The organism is Streptomyces sp. CB02980 (assembly GCF_014451325.2).
Taxonomy (GTDB): Bacteria; Actinomycetota; Actinomycetes; order Streptomycetales; family Streptomycetaceae; genus Streptomyces.
On record NZ_JACSCH020000014.1, the window covers coordinates 208,110 to 229,176 of the forward strand.

A 21,067-nucleotide genomic window follows, 5' to 3' on the forward strand; every position below is an offset into this window, starting at 1 on the left:
GCAGAAGTAACCGACTGCGCAAAGGGGAAGCCATGACAGCGACGACCGACGGAAGCGCCGGGGCCGTGGGCCCCCGGGCAGCCGCGGCCAGCACGACGAACGAGCCCCTGCGTGGTGGGGGCGCCGCCTCGGGGCTCGGCGGGACCGCCCCGCCCGACGCGTCCGGCCTCGACGGGGCCGCCGCGCGGGCGGCGGAACGGGCCGCCGGGCATCTGCTCGCCCGACAGGACCCCGAGGGCTGGTGGAAGGGCGACCTGGAGACCAACGTCACCATGGACGCCGAGGACCTCCTCCTCCGACAGTTCCTGGGCATCCTCGACGCCGACACCACGCACGCCGCGGCCCTCCACATCCGCCGCGAGCAGCGCGAGGACGGCGCCTGGGCCACCTTCTACGGCGGGCCCGGCGACCTCTCCGCCACCGTCGAGGCCTATGTGGCCCTGCGGCTCGCCGGAGACCCGCCCGAGGCCCCGCACATGGCCCGGGCCTCCGCCTGGGTCCGCGCCGGCGGCGGCATCGCCTCCGCCCGGGTCTTCACCAGGATCTGGCTCGCCCTCTTCGGCTGGTGGCGCTGGGAGGACCTGCCCGAGCTGCCCCCGGAACTGCTCTTCCTGCCCAAGTGGTTCCCGCTCAACATCTACGACTTCGGCTGCTGGGCCCGGCAGACCATCGTGCCGCTCACCGTGGTCTCCGCGAAGCGCCCGGTCCGCCCCGCGCCCTTCCCGCTCGACGAGCTGCACACCGACGCGGACCTGCCCTCCCCGCCCCGGCCGCTCGCCCCGGCCACCGGCTGGGACGGGCTCTTCCAGCGCCTCGACAAGGCGCTGCACGTCTACCACCGGGTGGCGCCGCGCGCCCTGCGCAGGACCGCGATGAACCAGGCGGCGCGCTGGATCATCGAGCGCCAGGAGAACGACGGCTGCTGGGGCGGCATCCAGCCGCCCGCCGTCTACTCGGTCATCGCCCTCCACCTCCTCGGCTACGACCTCCAGCACCCCGTCATGCGGGCCGGACTCGCCTCGCTCGACCGGTTCGCCGTGTGGCGCGAGGACGGCTCGCGGATGATCGAGGCCTGCCAGTCGCCCGTCTGGGACACCTGTCTCGCCGTCATCGCGCTCGCCGACGCCGGTCTCGAACCCGACCACCCGGCCCTGGTGAAGGCCGTCGACTGGATGCTCGACGAGGAGATCACCCGGACCGGGGACTGGGCCGTACGGCGGCCCGGACTGCCCCCGGGCGGCTGGGCGTTCGAGTTCCACAACGACAACTACCCCGACATCGACGACACCGCCGAGGTGCTCCTCGCCTTCCGCAGGGTCAGGCACCCCGACCCCGCCCGGCTGGAGGCGGCCGTCGCCCGGGGCGCGCGGTGGACGCTCGGGATGCAGTCGAAGGGGGGCGCCTGGGGTGCGTTCGACGCGGACAACACCAGCGCCCTCCCCAACAAGCTGCCGTTCTGCGACTTCGGCGAGGTGATCGACCCGCCCTCCGCGGACGTCACCGCCCATGTGGTGGAGATGCTCGCCTTCGAGGGACTGGCCCAGGATCCCCGTACCCGCAGGGGAATCGAGTGGCTGCTCGCCGCACAGGAGCCGAACGGAGCCTGGTTCGGCCGCTGGGGCGTCAACCACGTGTACGGCACGGGCTCGGTGCTCCCCGCGCTCACCGCGGCCGGGCTCCCCGTCTCCCATCCGGCGATCCGCCGGTCCGTCCGCTGGCTCGGGTCCGTGCAGAACGAGGACGGCGGCTGGGGCGAGGACCTCCGCTCGTACCACGACGAGGAGTGGATCGGGCGCGGCGCCTCCACCGCCTCCCAGACCGCCTGGGCGCTGCTCGCCCTCCTCGCGGCCGGCGAGCGGGACTCCGAACCCGTACGCCGGGGCGTCGCCTGGCTGACCGAGACCCAGCGCGAGGACGGCTCCTGGGACGAGCCGTACTTCACGGGCACGGGCTTCCCCTGGGACTTCTCGATCAACTACCACCTCTACCGTCAGGTCTTCCCCCTCACGGCGCTCGGACGCTACGTGTACGGGGAGCCCTCGCCCGGCAAGGCCCGCTGATGGGGCGCGAGCCGGGCCCCGGCGCCCCGCCGCCGCTGCTGATCGCCTGCGCCCTCGGCATCGAGCAGCTCGCCCTGCGCAGCGGGGACCGGGCCGGCGCCCCCGGGCCCGTCACGGTGCTCCGTACGGGCATGGGGCCCGACCGGGCCCGCCGGGCCGTCTCCCGGGCCCTCGGCGCGCATGGATGGCAGGACGCCGCCGTCATCGCCTCCGGCTTCTGCGCGGGGCTCGCGCCGGGGATGCACCCGGGGGACCTGATCGTCGCCGACGAGACCCGCGGTCCCGACGGCACGATCTCCTGCACCGGGACCGAACTCCTGGTGAAGGCCCTGGTCAGGGCTGTGCCCGGGCGGGCCGTCCACACCGGGCCGCTGACCGGCTCCGACCATGTGGTGCGCGGCCCCGAGCGCGCCGCGCTGCGTGCCACCGGCGCCATCGCCGTCGACATGGAGTCCGCCGCGACGCTCACGACGGCCCGCGGCGGTACGGGGCCGGATGCCCGCCCGGTTGCGGCCGTCCGGGTGGTCGTGGACGCTCCAGAACATGAACTGGTCCGGATCGGCACGGTACGCGGGGGAATATCGGCCTTCCGTGTTCTCCGTGCCGTCCTTCCCGCATTCTTCGAATGGCACCGTTCTTTGCTGCTCCCCAGGAGGTGAGCGAGTTATGGCCATGCCGCTCCGTCAGTCCATCCGGGTCGGGACCTATCTCATCGAACAGAAGCTCCGCAAGCGTGAGAAGTTCCCGCTGATCGTCGAGCTGGAGCCGCTGTTCGCCTGCAACCTCAAGTGCGAGGGCTGCGGAAAGATCCAGCACCCGGCAGGTGTCCTCAAGCAGCGCATGCCGGTCGCCCAGGCGGTCGGCGCCGTCCTCGAGTCCGGCGCCCCCATGGTGTCCATCGCGGGCGGCGAGCCCCTGATGCACCCCCAGATCGACGAGATCGTTCGCCAGTTGGTGGCCAAGCGGAAGTACGTCTTCCTCTGCACCAACGCGATGCTGCTGCGCAAGAAGCTGGAGAACTTCACGCCCTCGCCGTACTTCGCCTTCGCCGTGCACATCGACGGCCTGCGCGAGCGGCACGACGAATCCGTCGCCAAGGAGGGCGTGTTCGACGAGGCGGTGGCCGCCATCAAGGAGGCCAAGCGGCGCGGTTTCCGCGTCACCACCAATTCGACCTTCTTCAACACCGACACCCCGCAGACCATCATCGAGGTGCTCAATTACCTCAACGACGACCTCCAGGTCGACGAGATGATGATCTCGCCCGCGTACGCGTACGAGAAGGCCCCCGACCAGGAGCACTTCCTCGGCGTCGAGCAGACCCGCGAGCTCTTCAAGAAGGCCTTCGCCGGCGGAAACCGGCGCCGCTGGCGGCTCAACCACTCGCCGCTCTTCCTGGACTTCCTGGAAGGAAAGGCGGACTTCCCGTGCACCGCCTGGGCCATTCCGAACTATTCGCTCTTCGGCTGGCAGCGACCCTGCTATCTCATGAGCGACGGATACGTCCCCACGTACCGCGAACTCATCGAGGACACCGACTGGGACAAGTACGGCCGCGGCAAGGACCCGCGGTGCGCCAACTGCATGGCGCACTGCGGCTACGAGCCCACCGCCGTCCTCGCCACCATGGGTTCTCTCAAGGAATCCCTGCGCGCGGTCAGGGAGACCGTCTCCGGGAACAACGGGTGAGCGCACGCGAAAGGGTGACCGACCATGAAGCCGGTGACCGCCCAGGGAACGGGTGAGCGGCCGTGAAGGGTGAGTTCGACCTGCGGGCGCTGCTCGCCGAGCGCGGCGGCGAGCGGTACGAGCTGCACGCCCGCTACCTCAACCACCAGCTGCCGCGCATGCTCCACACCATCGGCTTCGACAAGGTGTACGAGCGGGCCGAGGGCGCCCACTTCTGGGACGCCGACGGGGTCGACCACCTCGACATGCTCGCCGGCTTCGGCGTGATGGGCCTCGGACGGCACCACCCCGTCGTCCGCAAGGCCCTCCACGACGTCCTGGACGCCCAGCTCGCCGACCTCACCCGCTTCGACTGCCAGCCGCTGCCCGGACTCCTCGCCGAGCGGCTGCTCGCCCACAGCCCGCATCTCGACCGGGTCTTCTTCGGCAACAGCGGCACGGAGGCCGTGGAGACCGCCCTGAAGTTCGCCCGGTACGCCACCGGGCGGCCCAGGGTCCTCTACTGCACCCACGCCTTCCACGGGCTCACCACCGGCTCCCTCTCCGTCAACGGCGAGAACGGCTTCCGGGACGGCTTTGCCCCGCTGCTGCCCGACACGGCGATCGGGCTCGGCGACCTCGACGCCCTGGAGCGGGAGCTGGGCAAGGGCGACGTGGCCGCCTTCGTCGTCGAACCGATCCAGGGCAAGGGGGTCCACGAGGCCCCACCGGGCTTCCTGCGCGCCGCCCAGGAGCTGCTGCACCGGCACGGGGCGCTGCTCATCGCCGACGAGGTGCAGACCGGCCTCGGCAGGACCGGCGACTTCTACGCGTACCAGCACGAGGACGGCGTCGAACCCGACCTGGTCTGTGTAGCCAAGGCGCTCTCCGGCGGTTACGTGCCGGTCGGCGCCACCCTCGGCAAGGACTGGATCTTCAAGAAGGTCTACTCGTCGATGGACCGGGTCCTGGTCCACTCGGCGAGCTTCGGATCGAACGCGCAGGCCATGGCGGCCGGGCTCGCCGTCCTCGCGGTGATGGAGGACGAGGGGACGGTCGCGCACGCCCGCCGGATCGGCGACCTGCTCTCCGGGCGGCTGAAGGAGCTCGTGCCCCGGTACGAGCTGCTCCACGAGATCCGCGGGCGCGGGCTGATGATCGGGATCGAGTTCGGCCGGCCGTCCTCGCTCGGGCTGCGCGGGCGCTGGACCATGCTCCAGGCGGCCCGGAAGGGTCTCTTCGCCCAGATGGTCGTCGTCCCGCTGCTCCAGCGGCACCAGATCCTCACCCAGGTCTCCGGGGACCATCTGGAGGTGATCAAGCTGATCCCGCCGCTGGTCGTCGACGAGGCGGACGTGGACCGGTTCGTCACCGCCTTCACCGCGGTCATGGACGACGCCCACGGTGGCGGCGGGCTGATGTGGGACTTCGGGAAGACCCTGGTGAAACAGGCCGTCGCACAGCGCTGACCGTACGACCCCGGGCTTTTGCCTCTGAGGCAAGAAACTTGCCTCAGAGGCACGATCCTGGCGGAATGGACGCATGGACCACGTCCCCGGGGAAACCTCCCCGGACCCCGTCACCCCGGCCCCCGGCGCCCCTGGCACCGCCGGCCCCGACGTCCTGCCCGATGTCGCCCCGCAGCTGCGGGCCCTGCGCCGCCGCCGGGGGCTCACCCTGGAGGCAGCCGCCCAGCGGGCCGGCCTCTCGCCGGCCCACCTCTCGCGTCTGGAGACGGGGAACCGGCAGCCCTCGCTCCCGATGCTGCTGGCCCTGGCCCGTATCTACGGTACGACGGTCTCCGAGCTCCTCGGCGAGACGCCCCCCGAGCGCGACCCCGTCGTCCGCGCCGGGCGCTCCGAACCCGTCGAGGCCGACGGCTGGATCTACCGCCAGGCGGGCGGCGCCGGCCGCGCCCTGCAGTGCCTGCGGGTCCACGTGCCGTACGCCACCCGGGCCGACATCGTGCGCGTCCACCCCGGCGAGGAGTGGATCCACGTCCTGGAGGGCCGGGTGCGGCTGGCGCTCGGCGAGGCCGTCCACGTCCTCGATCCCGGGGACAGCGCGCACTTCGACTCGCTGACCCCGCACCGGATCGGGGCGGCGACCCCCGGCGGGGCCGAGCTGCTCTTCGTCCACACCCTGATGCAGAGCCCCGTCGCCGAGCTGTGTCTCGGCGACGGAACTCCGCACCGACGCTGATCCCGCGTACTTCCTTCGACAGAAAAGGACCGAGATGTCCGAGAAGTCACGAGCTGTCACCGGCGAAGAGCGAGGCGAGGGCAAGTTCCCCAAGGGTCTCGTCCTGCGCCTCTTCGCCTATCTGATCGCCGGGCACCTCTTCGCCGGCTTCCTCTACCTGCTCTTCATGCTCGGCGGGCAGAACCAGTAGGTCCTGGTCACGCCTCCGTGAGCAGCCGCTCGCGCAGCCGCTCGCGGGTCTCCGGGGACAGCTTCAGGCCCTCCGTGAGGTAGGCGTCCACCGAGCCCCAGGTCGCCTCGATCGTCTCGAAGGCGCCCCGCAGATACTCCGCCCGCGCGTCGAACAGCGGGCTCAGCAGCTCCATCACCTCGGGCGACATCGCGTCCGGGGCGGTGGAGCTGCGGCGCACCTTGTAGCGGCGGTGCGGGTCGTTCGACTTCACGTAGTCGGCCTCGATCGCCTCCCGCTCGACCCCGAGGGCCAGCAGGGTGATCGCGATGGAGAGCCCGGCGCGGTCCTTGCCGGCCGCGCAGTGCATCAGGGCGGGGAGGCTGTCCTCGGCCAGCGCGTGCAGGATCCGGCTGTGCTCCTCGGTCCGCTCGACCACCATCTTCCGGTACGAGTCGGACATTCGGGTCGCGGCCTTGCCGTCGCCGAGGATGTCCCGCAGCTGCTCGATGTCGCCGTCGCGGACCAGCTTCCAGAACTCCTTTCCGTCGGCCGGGTCGTTGAGGGGTATGTTCACGTTCCGTACACCCGGCAGGTCGACGTCCGGGCCCTCGACCTTCCGGTCGGCGAGGTTCCGGAAGTCGAAGACGGTGTGCAGTCCGAGCGAGTCGAGGAAGACGATGTCCTCCTCGGTGGCGTGGGCGAGGTGGCCGCTGCGGTAGAGGCGGCCGGGGTGCACGGCACGCCCGTCCGTCGTCGGCAGGCCGCCCACGTCCCGGAAGTTGCGGACCTCGGCCAGCTCGGGTTCGTTCGCTTCGATGGGCGGGACCTGCGGCAGCTGCTGCGTCACGGATGCTCCTGATGGTCGACGTTCGGGTGCCCGATGCGAGATCGGTTCCAGGGGCAATCATCCAGGTGGGGCCGTGATGGCGCACCCCCCTGGACGGGAATGGGTGATCTGTCCGAATTGAGGCCTTGCGTATAACGCGCCCTGTTTACAGGCGAGATGAGTCGCAGCGCGTGAGCAGGGTCATAGAAGTGACGGATCGTGGCCGACGGGCCGGAGCAATTGCCGTACGGAAAAAGGAAATCGAGGGTCCGTCATCCACGGAGGGTGACCGGAATTCCAGGTGAAAGGCCGTACCCGGAAAGCCGGGAGAAATCATTGGCTTGTTCGCGTCGACCCCGCTCGTCTAGCGTCACCGTCAATCCGGTCGGACCGCCGAATCCTGCCACCGTCCGGAATTCCACTCATCCCATGCGTGGCAGGAGCGGGGGACCCAGGAAGTACGCCGGTCCCGCGACGCAGGACGGCTCGGGGTGAAGCCGCGTGAGAGCGCGGCCGGACATCTCCAGTCCGAACCCGACAGCTCACCTCGTAGGCGCCGGAGAGGAATTCGCCATGCCCGCGAAGGGTAAGCACCGCCGCATCAAGTCCAACCGCCTCACCCGCGGAATCGCCGCCGCCGGTACGGGAGGTGCCGTCGTCGCCCTCCCGCTCCTCGGTGCCACCGGCGCCCACGCCGCCGAGCAGGCCGCCCCGGCCGCCGCTCCCGGCCAGGCCGTCACCGCCGCCGCCCAGGTGAAGGCCCCCGTCGTCGCCAAGGCGGCGCCCACCGCCGCGAAGGCCGCGCCCAAGACGTACTCCGTCGTGCGGGGCGACTACCTGTCGAAGATCGCCGCCGAGCACCACCTCACCGGTGGCTGGCAGAAGCTGTACGCGGACAACCGTCAGGTCGTCGGCGAGAACCCCTCGCTCATCCTGCCCGGCATGAAGCTCACCCTCGGCGCCAAGAGCACCGCCAAGGCCGCCGCGCCGAAGAGCGCCGCGCCCAAGGCCGCCGCCCCCAAGAGCTCCGAGAAGAACGGCGACACCTCGCGCGCCTCCCGGAGCAGCGAGCGCTCCGCCGCCCCGGCCGCGAGCACCCCGGCCGCGGACGCCTCCGCCGCGAAGACGGCGCAGTCCTCGGGGTCCTCCGGCGCCTCGACCTCCGCCTCCGGCTGGTTCGCCCCGGTCAGCGGCGGCATGTCCACCCCGTACCGCGCCGCCGGCTCCATGTGGTCCTCCGGCTACCACACCGGTGTCGACTTCATGGCCTCCACCGGAACCACGATCGTCGCGGTCGGCCCCGGCACCGTCTACTCCGCCGGCGACGGTGGCGCGTACGGCAACCAGGTCGTCATCCAGCACGCCGACGGCACCTTCTCGCAGTACGCTCACCTCTCCTCGATCTCCGTCTCCGCCGGCCAGACCGTGAGCGGCGGAGAGCAGATCGGCCTCTCCGGCGCGACCGGCAACGTCACCGGCCCGCACCTGCACTTCGAGATCCGCACCGGGCCGGACTACGGCTCCGACATCGACCCGATCGCCGCCCTGCGCCAGCACGGTGTGAACATCTGACGCTCCGTCGTCACCCCGAGGCCCGGCACACATGTGCCGGGCCTCCGGCGTGTTCCCGGTCTATTCCGGCTTGGCAAATTCTTTATCGGTGGCATATGTCACCCGACGTCAACCCCTCCTTACGGTCGCGTAGGTCACATCCGAAGGGGAAGGATGTGCTCCCGTGGCAGACGATTCGAGATCAAGAGACAAGCACGCATTCGGGTCGTACGCGGCGATCGGTGACAGCTTCACCGAGGGCGTCGGAGACCCCGGGCCCGACGGGACGTACGTCGGCTGGGCGGACCGCTTCGCGGTCCTGCTCGCCGACCAGCTGCCGGAGCACGACGCCTTCCGCTACGCCAACCTGGCCGTACGCGGGCGCCTCCTCGACCAGATCGTGGCGGAACAGGTCCCCCGGGCGAAGGAACTCGCCCCCGACCTGGTGACCTTCTGCGCCGGCGGCAACGACATCATCCGCCCCGGCACCGACCCCGACGAGGTCGCCGAGCGCTTCGAGCGCGCCGTCGCCGAACTCACCTCCGCCGTCGGCACCGTGATGGTGACCACCGGCTTCGACACCCGCGGCGTCACGCTCCTCAAGCACCTGCGCGGCAAGATCGCCACGTACAACGGGCACGTCCGGGCCATCGCGGACCGCTACGGCTGCCCGGTCCTCGACCTCTGGTCACTGAAGTCCGTGCAGGACCGGCGCGCCTGGGACGACGACCGGCTGCACCTCTCGTCCGACGGCCACACCCGGGTCGCCCTGCGCGCCGCCCAGGTCCTCGGCATGCCGGTGCCGGCCGACCCGGACCAGATGTGGCCGCCGGTACCCCCGCGCGGCACGCTCGAGGTGCGCCGCGACGACATCCACTGGGCCAGGGAGTACCTCGTGCCCTGGATCGGCCGCCGGCTGCGCGGCGAGAGCTCCGGCGACCACGTCGAGGCGAAGCGCCCCGACCTCATGCCCCTGTAGTTCCGGGGAACGCCGGCGGGTGCGCGACGGCGGGGATCCGCTCCAGGACCCCGCCGGCGAACACGTCGTACAGCGGCAGCGTCTCCAGATGGACATAGCCGATGTGACAGTCGCAGACGGCGAGGGGGCAGGCCCGGGGGCGGAGGGCGGCGCGGTACGAGCCGTCGTACAGGTTCCCCAGCTCGGCCTTGACGAAATGGCAGCGCCGTACCGTCCCCTCGCCGTCCACCGAGATCACCGACTCCCCGGTCCGGCACGGCAGTCCCGCCGAGCGGTGCGGATGACGGCTGTACGGGAAGAGCGGGTCGATCCGCGTCCACTCCGCGGCCTCCGCGTCGGTGTACGCGTGCCCGTCCGCGGCGTTCACCCAGAGGTAGACGTGCGCCGGCAGGGCGGCCCGCAGCCGCCGGGCGTGCTCCGCGTGCTCGGGAAGCCCGACGACGCCGACGCTGAAGCGGACGCCCCGCTCCGCCAGCTCCCCGCACTTGGCGAGGAAGCGCTCGTACGGCGTCTGGCCCGGGTGGTACGTGCACCAGAGCGCCACGCTCTCCGGGTCCGCCTCCGCCAGCCAGTCGGTCCGGCAGCTCAGATTCGTCTGGATCGCCACCCGCTCCACATGGGGGAGCCGGGACAGCTCGACCAGCGCCCGCCGGTACCAGGAGCGGACCAGGCCCTCGCCCCACGGGGTGAAGAGGACGCGCAGCCGGTCCTCGGTCTGCCCGGCGGCCCACCCGGTGAACCGTTCGAGCGCCGCCCGGTCCGCGCGCAGCTGCTCCCGGCTGTCCCGGCGCTTGGCGAACGGGCAGTACGGGCAGTCGAAGTCGCAGGAGGAGAGCGGCCCGCGGTAGAGCAGGGTCAGGTCCATGCCGGGGCCCGTGATCGGCGACGGTGTCAGGTCTGTGCCCGGGCCCGGGATCGGCAACGGTGTCAGGTCCACGGTCGCCGCCTACTTCGGCTCGTACGCGGCCATCGCGGCCCGCACCGAGGGGGAGAAGAGCTCCGGGCCGAGGCCGTCCGAGTGGGCCAGGCCCTCCGCGGACAGCCGGAGCAGCCCGGCCGGCGCCTCCTCGTCCAGCCAGCCGAGGGCCTCGAACCGGCCCAGCTCCACCGGGAAGTCCGCGAACGGCGAGGCGCCGAACCGCTCCTCGTACCCGGCGACCGGCATGCCCTCGGCCTGGAGCAGCGACTGGAGCAGATGGCGACGCCTGGCCTCCCCCGCGTCGACCCACCGGCCGACCTCGGCCCGCGAGAAGTCCGCGGTCTCCGTGTAGGCGTCGATGATCGTACGGATCTCCCGCATGTCGACGGCGTAGTCGAAGGAGTAGTGCAGGTCCGAGGTGTACGAGCGGGCCCCGCAGCCCAGGCCGATCATCCCGTCGGTCTGGCAGGCGTAGTCGTCGGGGCCCAGCGGTGCGGCGTCCGTGCGGCGGAACATCCGCATCGACACCTGCTCGTAGCCGTGCGCGAGGAGATGGTCCCGGCCGTACCGGTAGAGGCGCAGCCGCTGCTCGTCCCACTCCCGGTCGGCGGCGGGGGAGATCCGGCCGAGGCCGGTGAGCGGCCGCACGTACAGCGGATAGAGGTACAGCTCCTCCGGGCGCCAGGCGAGGGCGGCGTCGAGCGAGGAGCGCCAGGACTCCTCGGTCTGGCCGTCGATGCCGTAGATCAGGTCGATGTTGAGCACGGGGACGCCGGTGTCCCGGATCCGGCCGAGGGCCGATTCGACGTCCGCGCGGCGCTGCGGCCGGACGGCCGCCCGCGCCTCGGCCTCCACGAAGCTCTGCACCCCGATGCTGAGCCGGGTCGCGCCCCGCTCGGCGAGCAGGGCGAGGCGGTCGGCGGTCGCCGTCGCGGGGGAGGTCTCCACGGACAGCGGCACCGCCCGCAGATCCACGCCCATCCGCTTCTCGGCGATGTCGCAGAGCCGCTCCAGCTCGCCGGCGGTCAGGAAAGTGGGTGTGCCGCCGCCGAACGCGGCCGTCGCGAACCGCACCGGGTCCCGGTCGCCGAGGGCCTCGCGGACGGCCGTGGCCTGGCGGTCGAGCGCGTCGAGATAGCGCGTGGCCAGCTCGTCGGGGGCGCCGATCCGGGTGAAGAGGTTGCAGAAGCCGCAGCGGACCTCGCAGAACGGTATGTGCGCGTAGAGGGAGAGCGCGTCCTTCGGCTCGGCCCGCCAGAGTGCGGCGAGCGAGGGCGCGGGATCGGGGAGCGGCCGGTACGCCGTCTTGTGCGGGTAGGCGTAGACGTAGCTCCGGTAGGGACGCGGGGCGGCGCTGTCGCTCATGCCACGCCCTCCCGCTCCGGACCGGCGAGCTCGAACTGCGCGTACGGGACCGTCCACACGACCTCGTGGCCGAGCCGGTGACCGGTGTACCCGTCCTCCCCGTACGCGGTGCCGTGGTCGGAGCAGACGATCGCGAGGCACGGTCGGCGGCTGCTCATCGCGGCGAAGAGCCGCCCGATGTGCCGGTCGACGTACTCCAGGGCGGCGGCGTGGGTGGCCCGCGAGTCGCCGGCCTCGCGGGTGGCGCCCGGCAGATGGAACCAGTTGGGCTGGTGCAGCGCCGACACGTTGACGAAGAGGAACAGCCGCCGCTCGTGCGGGAGCCCGGCGACGACCTCCTCCGCGCGCGCGACCTGCGACTCGAAGGAGGTGGGGGAGGCCACGCCGAACGACGGCTCCCAGTGGCTCTCCTGGAAGAGGCCGGGGAGCACGGTGCCGAGCGGCGGCTGCTGATTGAAGAAGCCGACACCGCCGACGCAGACCGTCCGGTAGCCCGCGCCCGCGAGGGCGGACACGAAGTCCGGGGTGTCGTGGACGTAGGTGCCGTCGGAGGTGGTCTCACTGCCGGCGAAGCGCGCCGCGAACAGCCGTGGGTGCGGGCCGGGGGAGGCCGGGGTCGGCAGGAATCCGGCGAAGATCGCCTGGTGGGAGGCGTAGGTGAAGCTGCCGGGCGCGTGTCGCCGCTCCCAGACGCCGCCGGGGAGATGACGGGCCAGGTGCGGGATGCGGCCCGCGGCCGCGAGCTCGGCCGCCACGTCGTACCGCAGCGTGTCGAGGGTGACCAGGAGCAGATCGTGGCTCCCGACGATCGTGTTCATGTCGGGCTGGTTCACGCGGTGCTCGTTCCTGTGGTGCTGGTGCTGGTGCTGGTGCTGGTGCTGGTGCTGGTGAGTCGGTGGGTGCGGGGGAACTGGGCGGCGACCTGGGCCGCGTACGTGTCGAGGCCCTCGGCGCCGCTGCCGGGCAGGCCCGTGAGGCCCGGCAGCAGATCGCCGAAGGCGTTGACCTCGCCCACGGCGAAGCGGCGCCAGCCCGTCGCGGGCAGCAGGTCGACGCCCACGCACCGGGTGCCGGGGAAGACCGCGGCGGCCCGCTCGCACACGTCGAGCGCGTCCGTCCACCGCGCACCGGCCGCGGCGATCGCGGCCCGGGCCGCGTGCAGATCGCCCCGGGTCCCGCCCAGATGGAGATTGGTCATGGGGGAGTGGCTGGTGCGCAGCACGGCGTGGGTGGCCCGCCCGTCGATCACCACCACCCGCAGGTCGGCCGCCCGGCCGCCCTGGACGGCCTTGGGCAGCCAGCGCTCGACGTGCAGCCCGTCGGGGGCGAGGGCGTCCACGATCGCGGCGACCTCGTGCTCGCTCGTATAGCGCCGCACCCGCAGGGAGTTGAAGAGCCGTCCGTCGGGTCCGCGCTCCACCGAGGTGGTGGCCTGGACCCGGCCCGCGCCGTTCGTCTCGACCGCGAGCACCCCCGAGGCCGAGGAGCCGTGCGCGAGCTTCACGAAGACCCGGCGCAGTCCGGGCCCGGCGGTCAGCGCCCTGACGTCCGCCCAGCCGCGTACGACCGGGGCGGAGGGGCCGGACGTCGGCGACTCGGGCACCGGTACCCCGGCCGCGCGGAGCAGGCCGTGGCTCAGCCGCTTGTCGAACAGCTCCGCCAGGTCGGCGGGATCGTCGACGAGCACGGCGCCCGCCTCGGCGACGGACCGGGCGAGCTCCGCGGTGGCGGCGACGAACCGCGCGTACCAGCGGCCGGTGCCCTCGACCCGTGCCGGATCGTCGACCTCCCGGAGCAGCCGGTCGGCCTCGGGGTCCTCGCCGGGCGAGTCCAGGCGCACGGTCTCGCCCGCCGCGAACCGTGCCGCACCGCGCAGCACCTCGGGCCAGGACACCACCCGCGCCCCGGGCAGCCCGGCGGACCGCAGCGCGTCCTGGAAGAACGCGACGCGGCGGCCCGCCGGATCCCCGACGACCACGAGGCGCGGGTGGGCGGTCATTCGGCGACCGCGACGTACCGCCAGACGCGGCCGTCCCCTTCGTCTTCCGCCTCCTGCGCGTCGTCGAGGTCGACGGCCACGCCGTGCGGGGCGAGCGCGGCGAGCACCCGCTCCCGCATGACCTCCGACAGGTAGTGGTGGGAGAGGTCGAGGTGGCTGAGGTGGGTCAGCGGCTGGCCGTCGAGCAGGGCCGCCGCGCCCTCGTCCGTGAGGACGCCCATCGACAGGTCGAGCCGCTCGATCCGGGCGAGGACGGGGGCGCCCGCCACGGCGGCGGCGACGGCGTCCTGGATGACGCTGTTGCACAGGCCGAGCGAGCGAAGGGCGGGGAACCCCGCTCCGGAGAGCAGCGGCGCCAGGTCGTCGGCGGTGCTGTCGCCGCCGTACTCGTCGGTGCCGAGCCAGAGTTCCAGCTTCTCCAGGGCGGGCAGGTCACTGCCCGCGATCCCGCGCACGACCTCGGCGCCCAGACCGCCGGTCTCCACGACCAGGCTCTCCAGACCGGTGTGCCGGATCGAGGGGAAGGCCAGCTCCGAGCCTCCGCGCACCCCGAACGCCCGCAGGGCCGGGTAGGCGGCGAGCAGCGGGGTCACATCGGACTGGATGATCCAGGAGATCTCGCAGTCCTCGCCCGCCATGTCGCCGAGGAAGACCGCCTCCAGGGAGGTCAGCCGGTTGTTGGCGGCGATGAGCGCCGTGACGATGTCCGCCGAGGAGTTCTCGTACGCCTCGTCCCAGCCGCCGACGACCAGGGCGCGCACCCGGCCGACGTCGACCGTCTTCAGGAAACGCTCGAACTGGGCACCCCACTGCTCGTCGTCGTCCTCGCAGTAGGTCGGCGACGAGAGCCGCCAGGCGACCGCCGCGGCGTCGGGAAGTTCGACCCGCGCGTCCGAGTCCGTGTCCTGGAAGTGGAACACGGGCAGCCCGTGGAATTCCTCGAGGTAGTGGCCAACGGTCATGACTGCGCTCCCGACAACGGACGGCGTGGATCGGCTGATGCCAAGAGTTCTACCAAGCGGCACCGACAACGCCCTCCGGAGGGTGGGTCTCCGAGGAGCCCGGAGGGCGGAGGTCTGCTCCGACAGTCGACCGCGGACTCCGGGCCGGAGTCCGGGCTCGATTGTCAGACCCGGCCTCTAGCGTCGTTTCGTGTTCGGCCGTACCGCGCCGAACGGGGAGGGGAGAGCCATGTACCGGCAGGGAGACGTACTGATCGCGCCCGTCGCGGAGACGGCCGTTCCGGAGCGGGTGAGGGCGGCGGCGGGGGAGCCGAGGGACGCCCGGGGACGTCTGGTCCTCGCGCTCGGCGAGGTCACCGGGCACGCCCACGCGATTCCCGGGCCCGGCCGGTTGGTCCGGGAGCCGGGGCCGTTCGGCCCGCTGCTCCTCGAACTGCCCGAGGGCGGCCGGGTGGTGCACGAGGAGCACGCCCCGATACCGCTGCCCAAGGGCTGGTACCGGGTGGTGCGCCAGCGGGAGTACATGCCCGGCGCGTACCGGATCGTCGCGGACTGACCGAGAGAGACCTGGGGGCTTCCACATGAACCACGCCGGCATGAACCACGCCGAGATGAACCACGCCGAGATGAACCACGCCGAGATGAACCACACCACCGCACGGGAGAAGTGGCGGTCCGTCGCCGCGGCCACCGGGCCCGCCGACCGCGCCGCCGCCGAGGCCGGCGTCCGGCTCGCCTACCGCACGGCGGGGCTTGCCGAACCCGCGCGCGTGCTGTGGGCGGCCTCGCCGCTCGCGGCCGTCACGCTCGTACGGGGGCTGGCCGGCCAGGGCCGTTCGGTACGGGACGAGGTGCGCACCCGGCCGTGGGCGGAGGAGCGGCGCCGTCTCCACGACGACCTCGGCCCGGCGGGCTGGGCTGCCCACTGGCTGGCGACCGGGGCCCCGCTCTGGGACCTCACCCGTGGCCTGGCCGATCGGATACGGGCCGGAGTGACGGAGGCGGCGTCCCGCCCTGTGACCGGCCCGGCGACCGTGCCCACCGGTGGAGCAGGGGAGGCGACGGCCTCCGCGACCGCTGCCGCCGTGGGCCCCGGCACGGCGGCCGGTCCGGCCGCTACCGCGCGGGAGGCGACCGCCCTGCGGCTCGTGCTGCTCGACGCGGTGCTCGGTCAGCACGACGCCGCCTGGCTGGCCGCCTTCGAGGGCCACGGCGACCGCCTCGCCGGCCTGGCCGCCGTTGCCCGGCACGCGGGCTGGTGGTGGCCGTACGAGAACGTCGCCGTGGTCTGCGAGCGGCCCGTCGAGCTGCACCGGGACGAGGCCGGGCGGCTCGACCGGGGCGACGGCCCCGCGCTGGCCTTCGCCGACGGCTTCGCCCTGTACGCCTGGCGGGGGATGACCGTGCCCGCCGACTTCCTCGCCGGGCTCGCCGGTCTCACCCCGGAGCGGATACGGCAGGAGGAGAACGCCGAACTGCGGCGCGTGATGCTGGAGTACTACGGCTACGACCGCTACCTCGCCGCCTCGGGCGCACGGCACGAGCACCGTGACGAGACCGGCGTCCTGTGGCGGATCGAGCTGGCCGACGACGAGGACGTGGTGATGGTCGAGGTGGTCAACTCCACGCCCGAGCCGGACGGCAGCCACCGCACGTACTGGCTCCGGGTCCCGCCCACGACCCGGACCGCGCGGGAGGGCGTCGCCTGGACCTTCGGGCTGCACCCCGACGGGTACGAGCCGCTCGTCCAGACCTGAGCGCGCGGCCCCGGGGCGGCGGCCCGGCAGCGGCGGCCCGGACGCGCGGAGGCGCGACTGGTACGGAGAGGTGAAGGGCGCCGGCGGTCGGGAGTGGCGTACGGGAGGCGGCGGTGGCGGGTGCTGGGATGTGCCCGTCGGAGCCCCGGCACCCAGCCTCGAAGGGACCGCCCGTGACGATCCGTCGGCCAAGCGCCGCCCGTACCGCCCGTCTGCTCGCCGCCACCGCCGTGCTCGGCGGGCTGCTCGCCGGCACAGTGGCGCCCGCCCTGGCCGCCGCGCCCGGGCGGACGGCCCCGCGTGCCGTCCGGGCGGAGGCGCCCGCCACGGTCACCGTCACCGGCCACGGCCGCGCGTCCGCGGCGCCCGACCTGGCGATCCTCTCCGTCGGGGTCGAGGCCACCCGCAAGACCGCGAAGGAGGCGATGGCCGCGCAGAACACCGCCGCCGAGGCCCTCGTCGCCGTGCTGGACAAGCAGAGGATCGCCGAGCGGGACATCCGTACCGACAGCCTCTCGCTGTCCCCGGTCTACACACAGAACGCCGCGGGCGAGAGCAAGGTGACCGGCTACCAGGCCGGGCAGTCCTTCTCCGTGAAGGTCCGCGAGATCGACAGGGCCGGCCAGGTCATCGGCGCAGTCAACGACGCCACCGGAGACTCCGGCCGGATCAACGGTGTCGTCTTCGACGTCGCCGACCCGTCGGCCCTGCGGGTGAAGGCACGCGAGGCCGCCTACCGGGACGCGTACGACAAGGCGGCACAGCACGCCCGCCTCAGTGGCCACCAGCTCGGCCGGCTCGTCTCGCTCAGCGAGGGGGAGTCCGCGCGCCCCGGTCCCGGCGCCGCCCCCGGCATCGCCCACGACGAGGGGAGCGTCCCGATGGCCCCCGGCGAGATCGAGGAGCAGGTCACCGTCTCGGCCGTCTTCGAGCTGGTGTGACCCGGTGAGGGCGGCCCGGAGGCCCGTCGCCCGAGCCGGTGGTCAGGTGCCGGAGGGCACGTCGTCCCCGCCCCGGACCGGGCCCGTGCTCTCGCCGGCACCGGCGCCCCGGACCGGGCCCGTGTCTTCGCCGGCACCGGCGCCCCGGCCCGTACCCGTGTCCTCGCCGGCCCTCTCGCCCTCGCCCTCGCCCGGCAGGTTCAGCTCGCGGGCGAGGGCGGCGTCGGCCCAGCGCAGCATCGCGGTGCGGGAGAGGGAGCCGGCGTAGGCCGTCGTCTGGACGGCGAGGCCGTCGAGGAAGGCGGTGAGCCGCCAGGCGGCGGCCGCCGGGTCCGCGCAGCGGAACTCCCCGGCCTCGGCCCCCTCCGCGATCACCCGGGTCAGTGCCGCCTTCCACTCCTGGTCGAGGGAGGCGGCGACCCGGCGCAGCCCGGGGTCGCGCAGGGAGGCCGCCCAGCCCTCGATCCACAGCCGCCAGCCCTTGGCCTGCCCGGTCGGCGCGTACCAGCGCACGGCGGCCCTGAGGCGGCGTACGGCGGTGGAGCGGCGCCCGAGGAGCCGGCGCAGATGGGCGAGGTCGCCCTCGGCGGCGTGCGCGAAGGCCGCGGCGACCAGTTGTTCCTTGGACGAGAAGTGGTAGAGCACCAGGGCGTTGCTCACTCCGAGCGCCGAGGCCACGTCGGCGATCCGGACGGCGGCGACCCCGCGCACCTCGATCTGCTCGACGGCGGCCCGCAGCAGCTCCTCCCGCCGCTCGGCCACGCTCAACCGCACTCTTGCCACGTCACGCACCTTACACAGCACGTGACGCGGGCATGATCGCCAGCGGCCTGGGGCGGCGGGGGGTTCAGTACCAGCCGTAGCGTTCGGCGATCTGCGGCAGCCGCTCGTCCACCAGCGCGTGCGCCGCGGCGCGTGGACTCGTGCCGTCCGCCTCCGCCCGGTCGAGCATCCCGTCGACGAGCGTCCGCATGGCCCCGCGCACCCGGGCGAAGGCCTGGTCGGCGTCGGCCTCGATGTCGCCGAAGAGCGTCCACCACCACCAGGCGTTCGTGCACGAGTTCACGACCACGTCGGGCAGCACCGTGACCCCGCGCGCGGCGAGGGCCTCCTCGGCCTCGGGCAGCACCGGCATGTTCGCCGCCTCGGCGATCCAGCGGGCCGTGATCCGTCCCTGGTTCCCGGCGTCGATCGCGTACGAGACGGCCGCCGGGACCAGCACCTCCGCCTCGGCCGCGAGCCAGGCGTCCCCGGGCTCCTCCCGGTCTCCGGGCCGCAGGGCCGAGCGGTCGACGGCGCCGTGGGCGTCCCGGGCCGCGAGCAGCGCCTCGACGTCGAGGCCGTCCGGATTCACGATCGTGCCCCGGACGTCGGCCACGGCCACCACCCGCAGTCCGGCGCGCACCAGGAACCGGGCGGTCGCCCCGCCCATCGTGCCGAGCCCCTGCACCGACACCCGGGTCCCGGCGTACGCCCGGTCGGCCCGGTCGAGGGCGGTGAGGACCGACTCGGCGACCCCCAGACCGCCGACCAGCTCGTCGAGTCCGATGCCGTCGACCTCGATCGCGAAGGCGTCGGCGAGCCGCTCCCGGGCCGTCCTCTCGTCGTCCAGGAGCGGGTACACGGCCTGCACCGAGGAGACCAGGCCCGCCTCGGCCACGGCGCGGTCCACCAGGTCCTGGGTGAGTCCCAGGTCCTCCCCGGTGGTCCAGAACCGCTCGACGTACGGCCGCATCGCCCGCAGGTAGCGCACGAGGACGCCGTACGCCTCGGGGGAGCGGGGGTCGCAGTCGATGCCGCCCTTGGCGCCGCCCAGCGGCACGTACCGGGCCTCGGGGTCGTAGTGCAGGGCCTCCTTCATGGTCATCCCGCGGGCGAGCCCGGTGACCTCCTCGACCGTGCAGCCCTCCCTCATCCGCAGGCCGCCGCTGGCCACCCCGCGTACCAGCCGGTCGACCACCAGATGGCCCCGGCGACCGGTCACGTGGTCGGTCCAGCCGACGGAAAGCAGCGGGGCGGAACTCATCGGACATCTCCTCGGGAGGGGCGGACGGGCCAGGTGAGGGCGGGCCGGAAAGCCGGTACGACCGGCCGGATGTACTGAATGACGGTTCAGTATGGCTGACCGCGCAGACCGTTCGCGGCGCGGTCCGCCCATAATGGAACGACCCCCAGAGATCAGGAGGTCCTGTGACCGGTACCGGCTCCGACCGCTCGCCACGGGCCCGGCTGCGCGCGCTGCGCCCCGAGTCCTTCGGCGCGGACCCCACGGGCGAGCGCCTCGCCCGTATCCACCGCTCGCCGAACTTCGCGGACGGGATCTTCCAGAACCCCGAAGCCGCCCGACGCGGCCCCTCGGGTTCCGGCGTCGAGTTCGCCAAGATCTACTTCGACAAGGAAGGCCGTTCGCGCCGCGCCCCCACCGGCACGATCCCGGTCCACCCCACCACCGTCGCCGACCTGGCCAGGCCCCCGGCCACCGGGCTGCGCCTGACCTGGATGGGGCACTCCGGCGTACTCGCCGAGATCGACGGCCACCGGGTGCTCTTCGACCCCGTCTGGGGCGAGCGCTGCTCCCCCTTCCCCTTCGCCGGCCCCAAGCGGCTCCACCCGGTGCCCGCGCCGCTCGCCGCCCTCGGCCCGGTCGACGTCGTCGTGATCTCCCACGACCACTACGACCACCTCGACCTGCCGACGATCAAGGCGCTCGCCACCACCGACACCGTCTTCGCGGTGCCGCTGGGCGTCGGCGCCCACCTGGAGCGCTGGGGGGTGCCCGCCTCCCGGCTGCGCGAGCTGGACTGGAACGAGTCCACCGAGATCGGCGAGCTGCGGCTCACGGCCACCCCGGCCCGGCACTTCTGCGGCCGCGGACTGCGCAACCGGCAGATGACGCTCTGGGCCTCCTGGGTCGTGACGGGCCCCTCCCACCGCATCTTCCACAGCGGGGACACCGGGTACTTCTCCGGGTTCAAGGACATCGGCGCGGCCCACGGCCCCTTCGACGCCACCATGATCCAGATCGGTGCCTACTCGGAGTTCTGGACCGACATCCACATGACCCCCGCCGAGGGCATGCGGGCGCATCTGGACCTCCAGGGCGGCGGGCCCGCCGGGGTGATGCTGCCGATCCACTGGGGCACCTTCAACCTCGCCCCGCACCCCTGGGCCGAACCGGGGGAGGGCACCGTCGAGGCCGCCGCCGGAGCCGCCCAGCGGATCGCCCTGCCCATCCCGGGCGAGCCCTTCGAGCCGGGCGCCGAACAGGTGCCCGACAGCCCCTGGTGGCGTCCGGTCGCCCGCGTCCCCTCCGGCGGCTGGGCGGCGCCCGCTCTCACCGACGGTGACGGTTCGCTCGCCGGCGTGTCGCACGGGAAAGCGGATGCGAACGCGGAAGCAAACGCGGGTGCGAACACCGGCGCGGACGCGGGGCGGAGCTCCGGCGAACCCGGTACGGACGCCGGGCGGGGTGCGCCCGAGGCGGCACGGACCCCCTGAGGCCGCGAGCGGGCCGGATGGTCCACACCCCTCCCGGGAGTCCGGTCGGGGGCATTTCCGCAGAGGGCGGAGGCGCAGGACGCCTCCGCCCTCTGCCGTTGCCGGTGCTCGACGCCTCCTCCACGCCGCGACGTCGCGTTTCGGCCGAAGCTTCTCGGCCTGTCGGGT

The 21,067-nt window shown here is 73.1% G+C and carries 19 protein-coding genes, 1 pseudogene and 1 riboswitch; of the genes and pseudogenes, 12 read left to right on the plus strand and 8 right to left on the minus strand.

Annotated elements, in window-relative coordinates:
* Nucleotides 1–32: 32 nt before the first annotated feature.
* The 6 genes from shc (at nt 33) to E0F75_RS27495 (ending at nt 6,120) form a co-directional block, all read left to right on the plus strand.
* Nucleotides 33–2,060 carry a squalene--hopene cyclase gene (gene shc, locus E0F75_RS27470; RefSeq protein ID WP_229313631.1) on the plus strand — a complete coding sequence of 676 codons (2,028 nt, stop codon included), beginning with the start codon at nt 33–35 and terminating at the stop codon, nt 2,058–2,060.
* Nucleotides 2,060–2,719, plus strand: coding sequence for a 1-hydroxy-2-methyl-2-butenyl 4-diphosphate reductase (locus tag E0F75_RS27475; RefSeq protein ID WP_229313632.1), 660 nt, complete (start codon nt 2,060–2,062; stop codon nt 2,717–2,719). The genes shc and E0F75_RS27475 overlap by 1 nt, the downstream gene beginning before the upstream one ends.
* A 7-nt stretch (nt 2,720–2,726) precedes the next feature.
* Nucleotides 2,727–3,749 carry an adenosyl-hopene transferase HpnH gene (gene hpnH / locus E0F75_RS27480; RefSeq protein ID WP_055600469.1) on the plus strand — a complete coding sequence of 341 codons (1,023 nt, stop codon included), beginning with the start codon at nt 2,727–2,729 and terminating at the stop codon, nt 3,747–3,749.
* A 62-nt stretch (nt 3,750–3,811) separates the two neighbouring features.
* Nucleotides 3,812–5,197, plus strand: coding sequence for an aspartate aminotransferase family protein (locus tag E0F75_RS27485; protein ID WP_229313633.1), 1,386 nt, complete (start codon nt 3,812–3,814; stop codon nt 5,195–5,197).
* A gap of 73 nt (nt 5,198–5,270) precedes the next feature.
* Nucleotides 5,271–5,930, plus strand: coding sequence for a helix-turn-helix domain-containing protein (locus E0F75_RS27490; RefSeq protein ID WP_229313634.1), 660 nt, complete (start codon nt 5,271–5,273; stop codon nt 5,928–5,930).
* A gap of 34 nt (nt 5,931–5,964) precedes the next feature.
* Nucleotides 5,965–6,120 carry a DUF6126 family protein gene (locus tag E0F75_RS27495; protein ID WP_198955821.1) on the plus strand — a complete coding sequence of 52 codons (156 nt, stop codon included), beginning with the start codon at nt 5,965–5,967 and terminating at the stop codon, nt 6,118–6,120.
* A gap of 7 nt (nt 6,121–6,127) precedes the next feature.
* On the opposite strand, the gene E0F75_RS27500 is transcribed toward E0F75_RS27495, so the two are convergent.
* Nucleotides 6,128–6,949, minus strand: a complete 822-nt coding sequence (locus E0F75_RS27500; protein WP_229313635.1) for a tyrosine-protein phosphatase — start codon at nt 6,947–6,949, stop codon at nt 6,128–6,130.
* 360 nt (nt 6,950–7,309) lie between these two features.
* Nucleotides 7,310–7,497, plus strand: a riboswitch (cyclic di-AMP (ydaO/yuaA leader).
* A 4-nt stretch (nt 7,498–7,501) separates the two neighbouring features.
* Here E0F75_RS27500 and E0F75_RS27505 point away from each other — a divergent pair.
* Both E0F75_RS27505 and E0F75_RS27510 read left to right on the plus strand, forming a co-directional pair.
* Nucleotides 7,502–8,500, plus strand: a complete 999-nt coding sequence (locus E0F75_RS27505; protein WP_229313636.1) for a LysM peptidoglycan-binding domain-containing M23 family metallopeptidase — start codon at nt 7,502–7,504, stop codon at nt 8,498–8,500.
* A gap of 163 nt (nt 8,501–8,663) precedes the next feature.
* Nucleotides 8,664–9,458 (plus strand): SGNH/GDSL hydrolase family protein, encoded by a 795-nt coding sequence (locus E0F75_RS27510; RefSeq protein WP_229313637.1) that lies wholly within the window; start codon nt 8,664–8,666, stop codon nt 9,456–9,458.
* On the opposite strand, the gene E0F75_RS27515 is transcribed toward E0F75_RS27510, so the two are convergent.
* The 5 genes from E0F75_RS27515 to E0F75_RS27535 all read right to left on the minus strand — a co-directional run bounded on the left by E0F75_RS27515 (nt 9,445) and on the right by E0F75_RS27535 (nt 14,703).
* On the minus strand, nt 9,445–10,323 hold the full coding sequence (locus E0F75_RS27515; RefSeq protein ID WP_229313638.1) for an STM4011 family radical SAM protein: 879 nt from the start codon (nt 10,321–10,323) through the stop codon (nt 9,445–9,447). The genes E0F75_RS27510 and E0F75_RS27515 overlap by 14 nt on opposite strands.
* An 81-nt stretch (nt 10,324–10,404) precedes the next feature.
* Nucleotides 10,405–11,742 (minus strand): STM4012 family radical SAM protein, encoded by a 1,338-nt coding sequence (locus E0F75_RS27520; RefSeq protein ID WP_229313639.1) that lies wholly within the window; start codon nt 11,740–11,742, stop codon nt 10,405–10,407.
* The gene (locus tag E0F75_RS27525) at nt 11,739–12,560 is read right to left on the minus strand and encodes an STM4013/SEN3800 family hydrolase (RefSeq protein WP_229313691.1); all 822 of its coding nucleotides are present in this window, start codon (nt 12,558–12,560) and stop codon (nt 11,739–11,741) included. Before E0F75_RS27525 ends, E0F75_RS27520 begins: the two co-directional genes overlap by 4 nt.
* Nucleotides 12,561–12,571: 11 nt before the next feature.
* Complete coding sequence (locus E0F75_RS27530; RefSeq protein WP_229313640.1) at nt 12,572–13,741, minus strand: STM4014 family protein; 1,170 nt, start codon at nt 13,739–13,741, stop codon at nt 12,572–12,574.
* The gene (locus tag E0F75_RS27535; RefSeq protein WP_229313641.1) at nt 13,738–14,703 is read right to left on the minus strand and encodes an STM4015 family protein; all 966 of its coding nucleotides are present in this window, start codon (nt 14,701–14,703) and stop codon (nt 13,738–13,740) included. Before E0F75_RS27535 ends, E0F75_RS27530 begins: the two co-directional genes overlap by 4 nt.
* A gap of 229 nt (nt 14,704–14,932) precedes the next feature.
* On the opposite strand from E0F75_RS27535, the gene E0F75_RS27540 reads away from it, so the two are divergent.
* The 3 genes from E0F75_RS27540 to E0F75_RS27550 all read left to right on the plus strand — a co-directional run bounded on the left by E0F75_RS27540 (nt 14,933) and on the right by E0F75_RS27550 (nt 17,401).
* Nucleotides 14,933–15,259 carry a hypothetical protein gene (locus E0F75_RS27540; RefSeq protein ID WP_229313642.1) on the plus strand — a complete coding sequence of 109 codons (327 nt, stop codon included), beginning with the start codon at nt 14,933–14,935 and terminating at the stop codon, nt 15,257–15,259.
* An 85-nt stretch (nt 15,260–15,344) separates the two neighbouring features.
* Complete coding sequence (locus tag E0F75_RS27545) at nt 15,345–16,460, plus strand: DUF6745 domain-containing protein (protein WP_374115439.1); 1,116 nt, start codon at nt 15,345–15,347, stop codon at nt 16,458–16,460.
* Nucleotides 16,461–16,633: 173 nt separating this feature from the next.
* Nucleotides 16,634–17,401, plus strand: coding sequence for an SIMPL domain-containing protein (locus tag E0F75_RS27550; protein ID WP_229313643.1), 768 nt, complete (start codon nt 16,634–16,636; stop codon nt 17,399–17,401).
* Nucleotides 17,402–17,596: 195 nt separating this feature from the next.
* Here the strand turns inward: E0F75_RS27550 and E0F75_RS27555 are convergent.
* Nucleotides 17,597–18,184, minus strand: a pseudogene (locus E0F75_RS27555) (TetR/AcrR family transcriptional regulator); the annotation flags it as partial.
* Between the two features lie 64 nt (nt 18,185–18,248).
* Entirely contained in the window at nt 18,249–19,427 is a 1,179-nt protein-coding gene (locus tag E0F75_RS27560; protein WP_229313644.1) for a Glu/Leu/Phe/Val dehydrogenase dimerization domain-containing protein, read from the minus strand.
* 164 nt (nt 19,428–19,591) lie between these two features.
* Between E0F75_RS27560 and E0F75_RS27565 the strand changes: the two genes are divergently transcribed.
* Nucleotides 19,592–20,899 (plus strand): MBL fold metallo-hydrolase, encoded by a 1,308-nt coding sequence (locus E0F75_RS27565; RefSeq protein WP_229313645.1) that lies wholly within the window; start codon nt 19,592–19,594, stop codon nt 20,897–20,899.
* Nucleotides 20,900–21,067 lie beyond the last annotated feature (168 nt).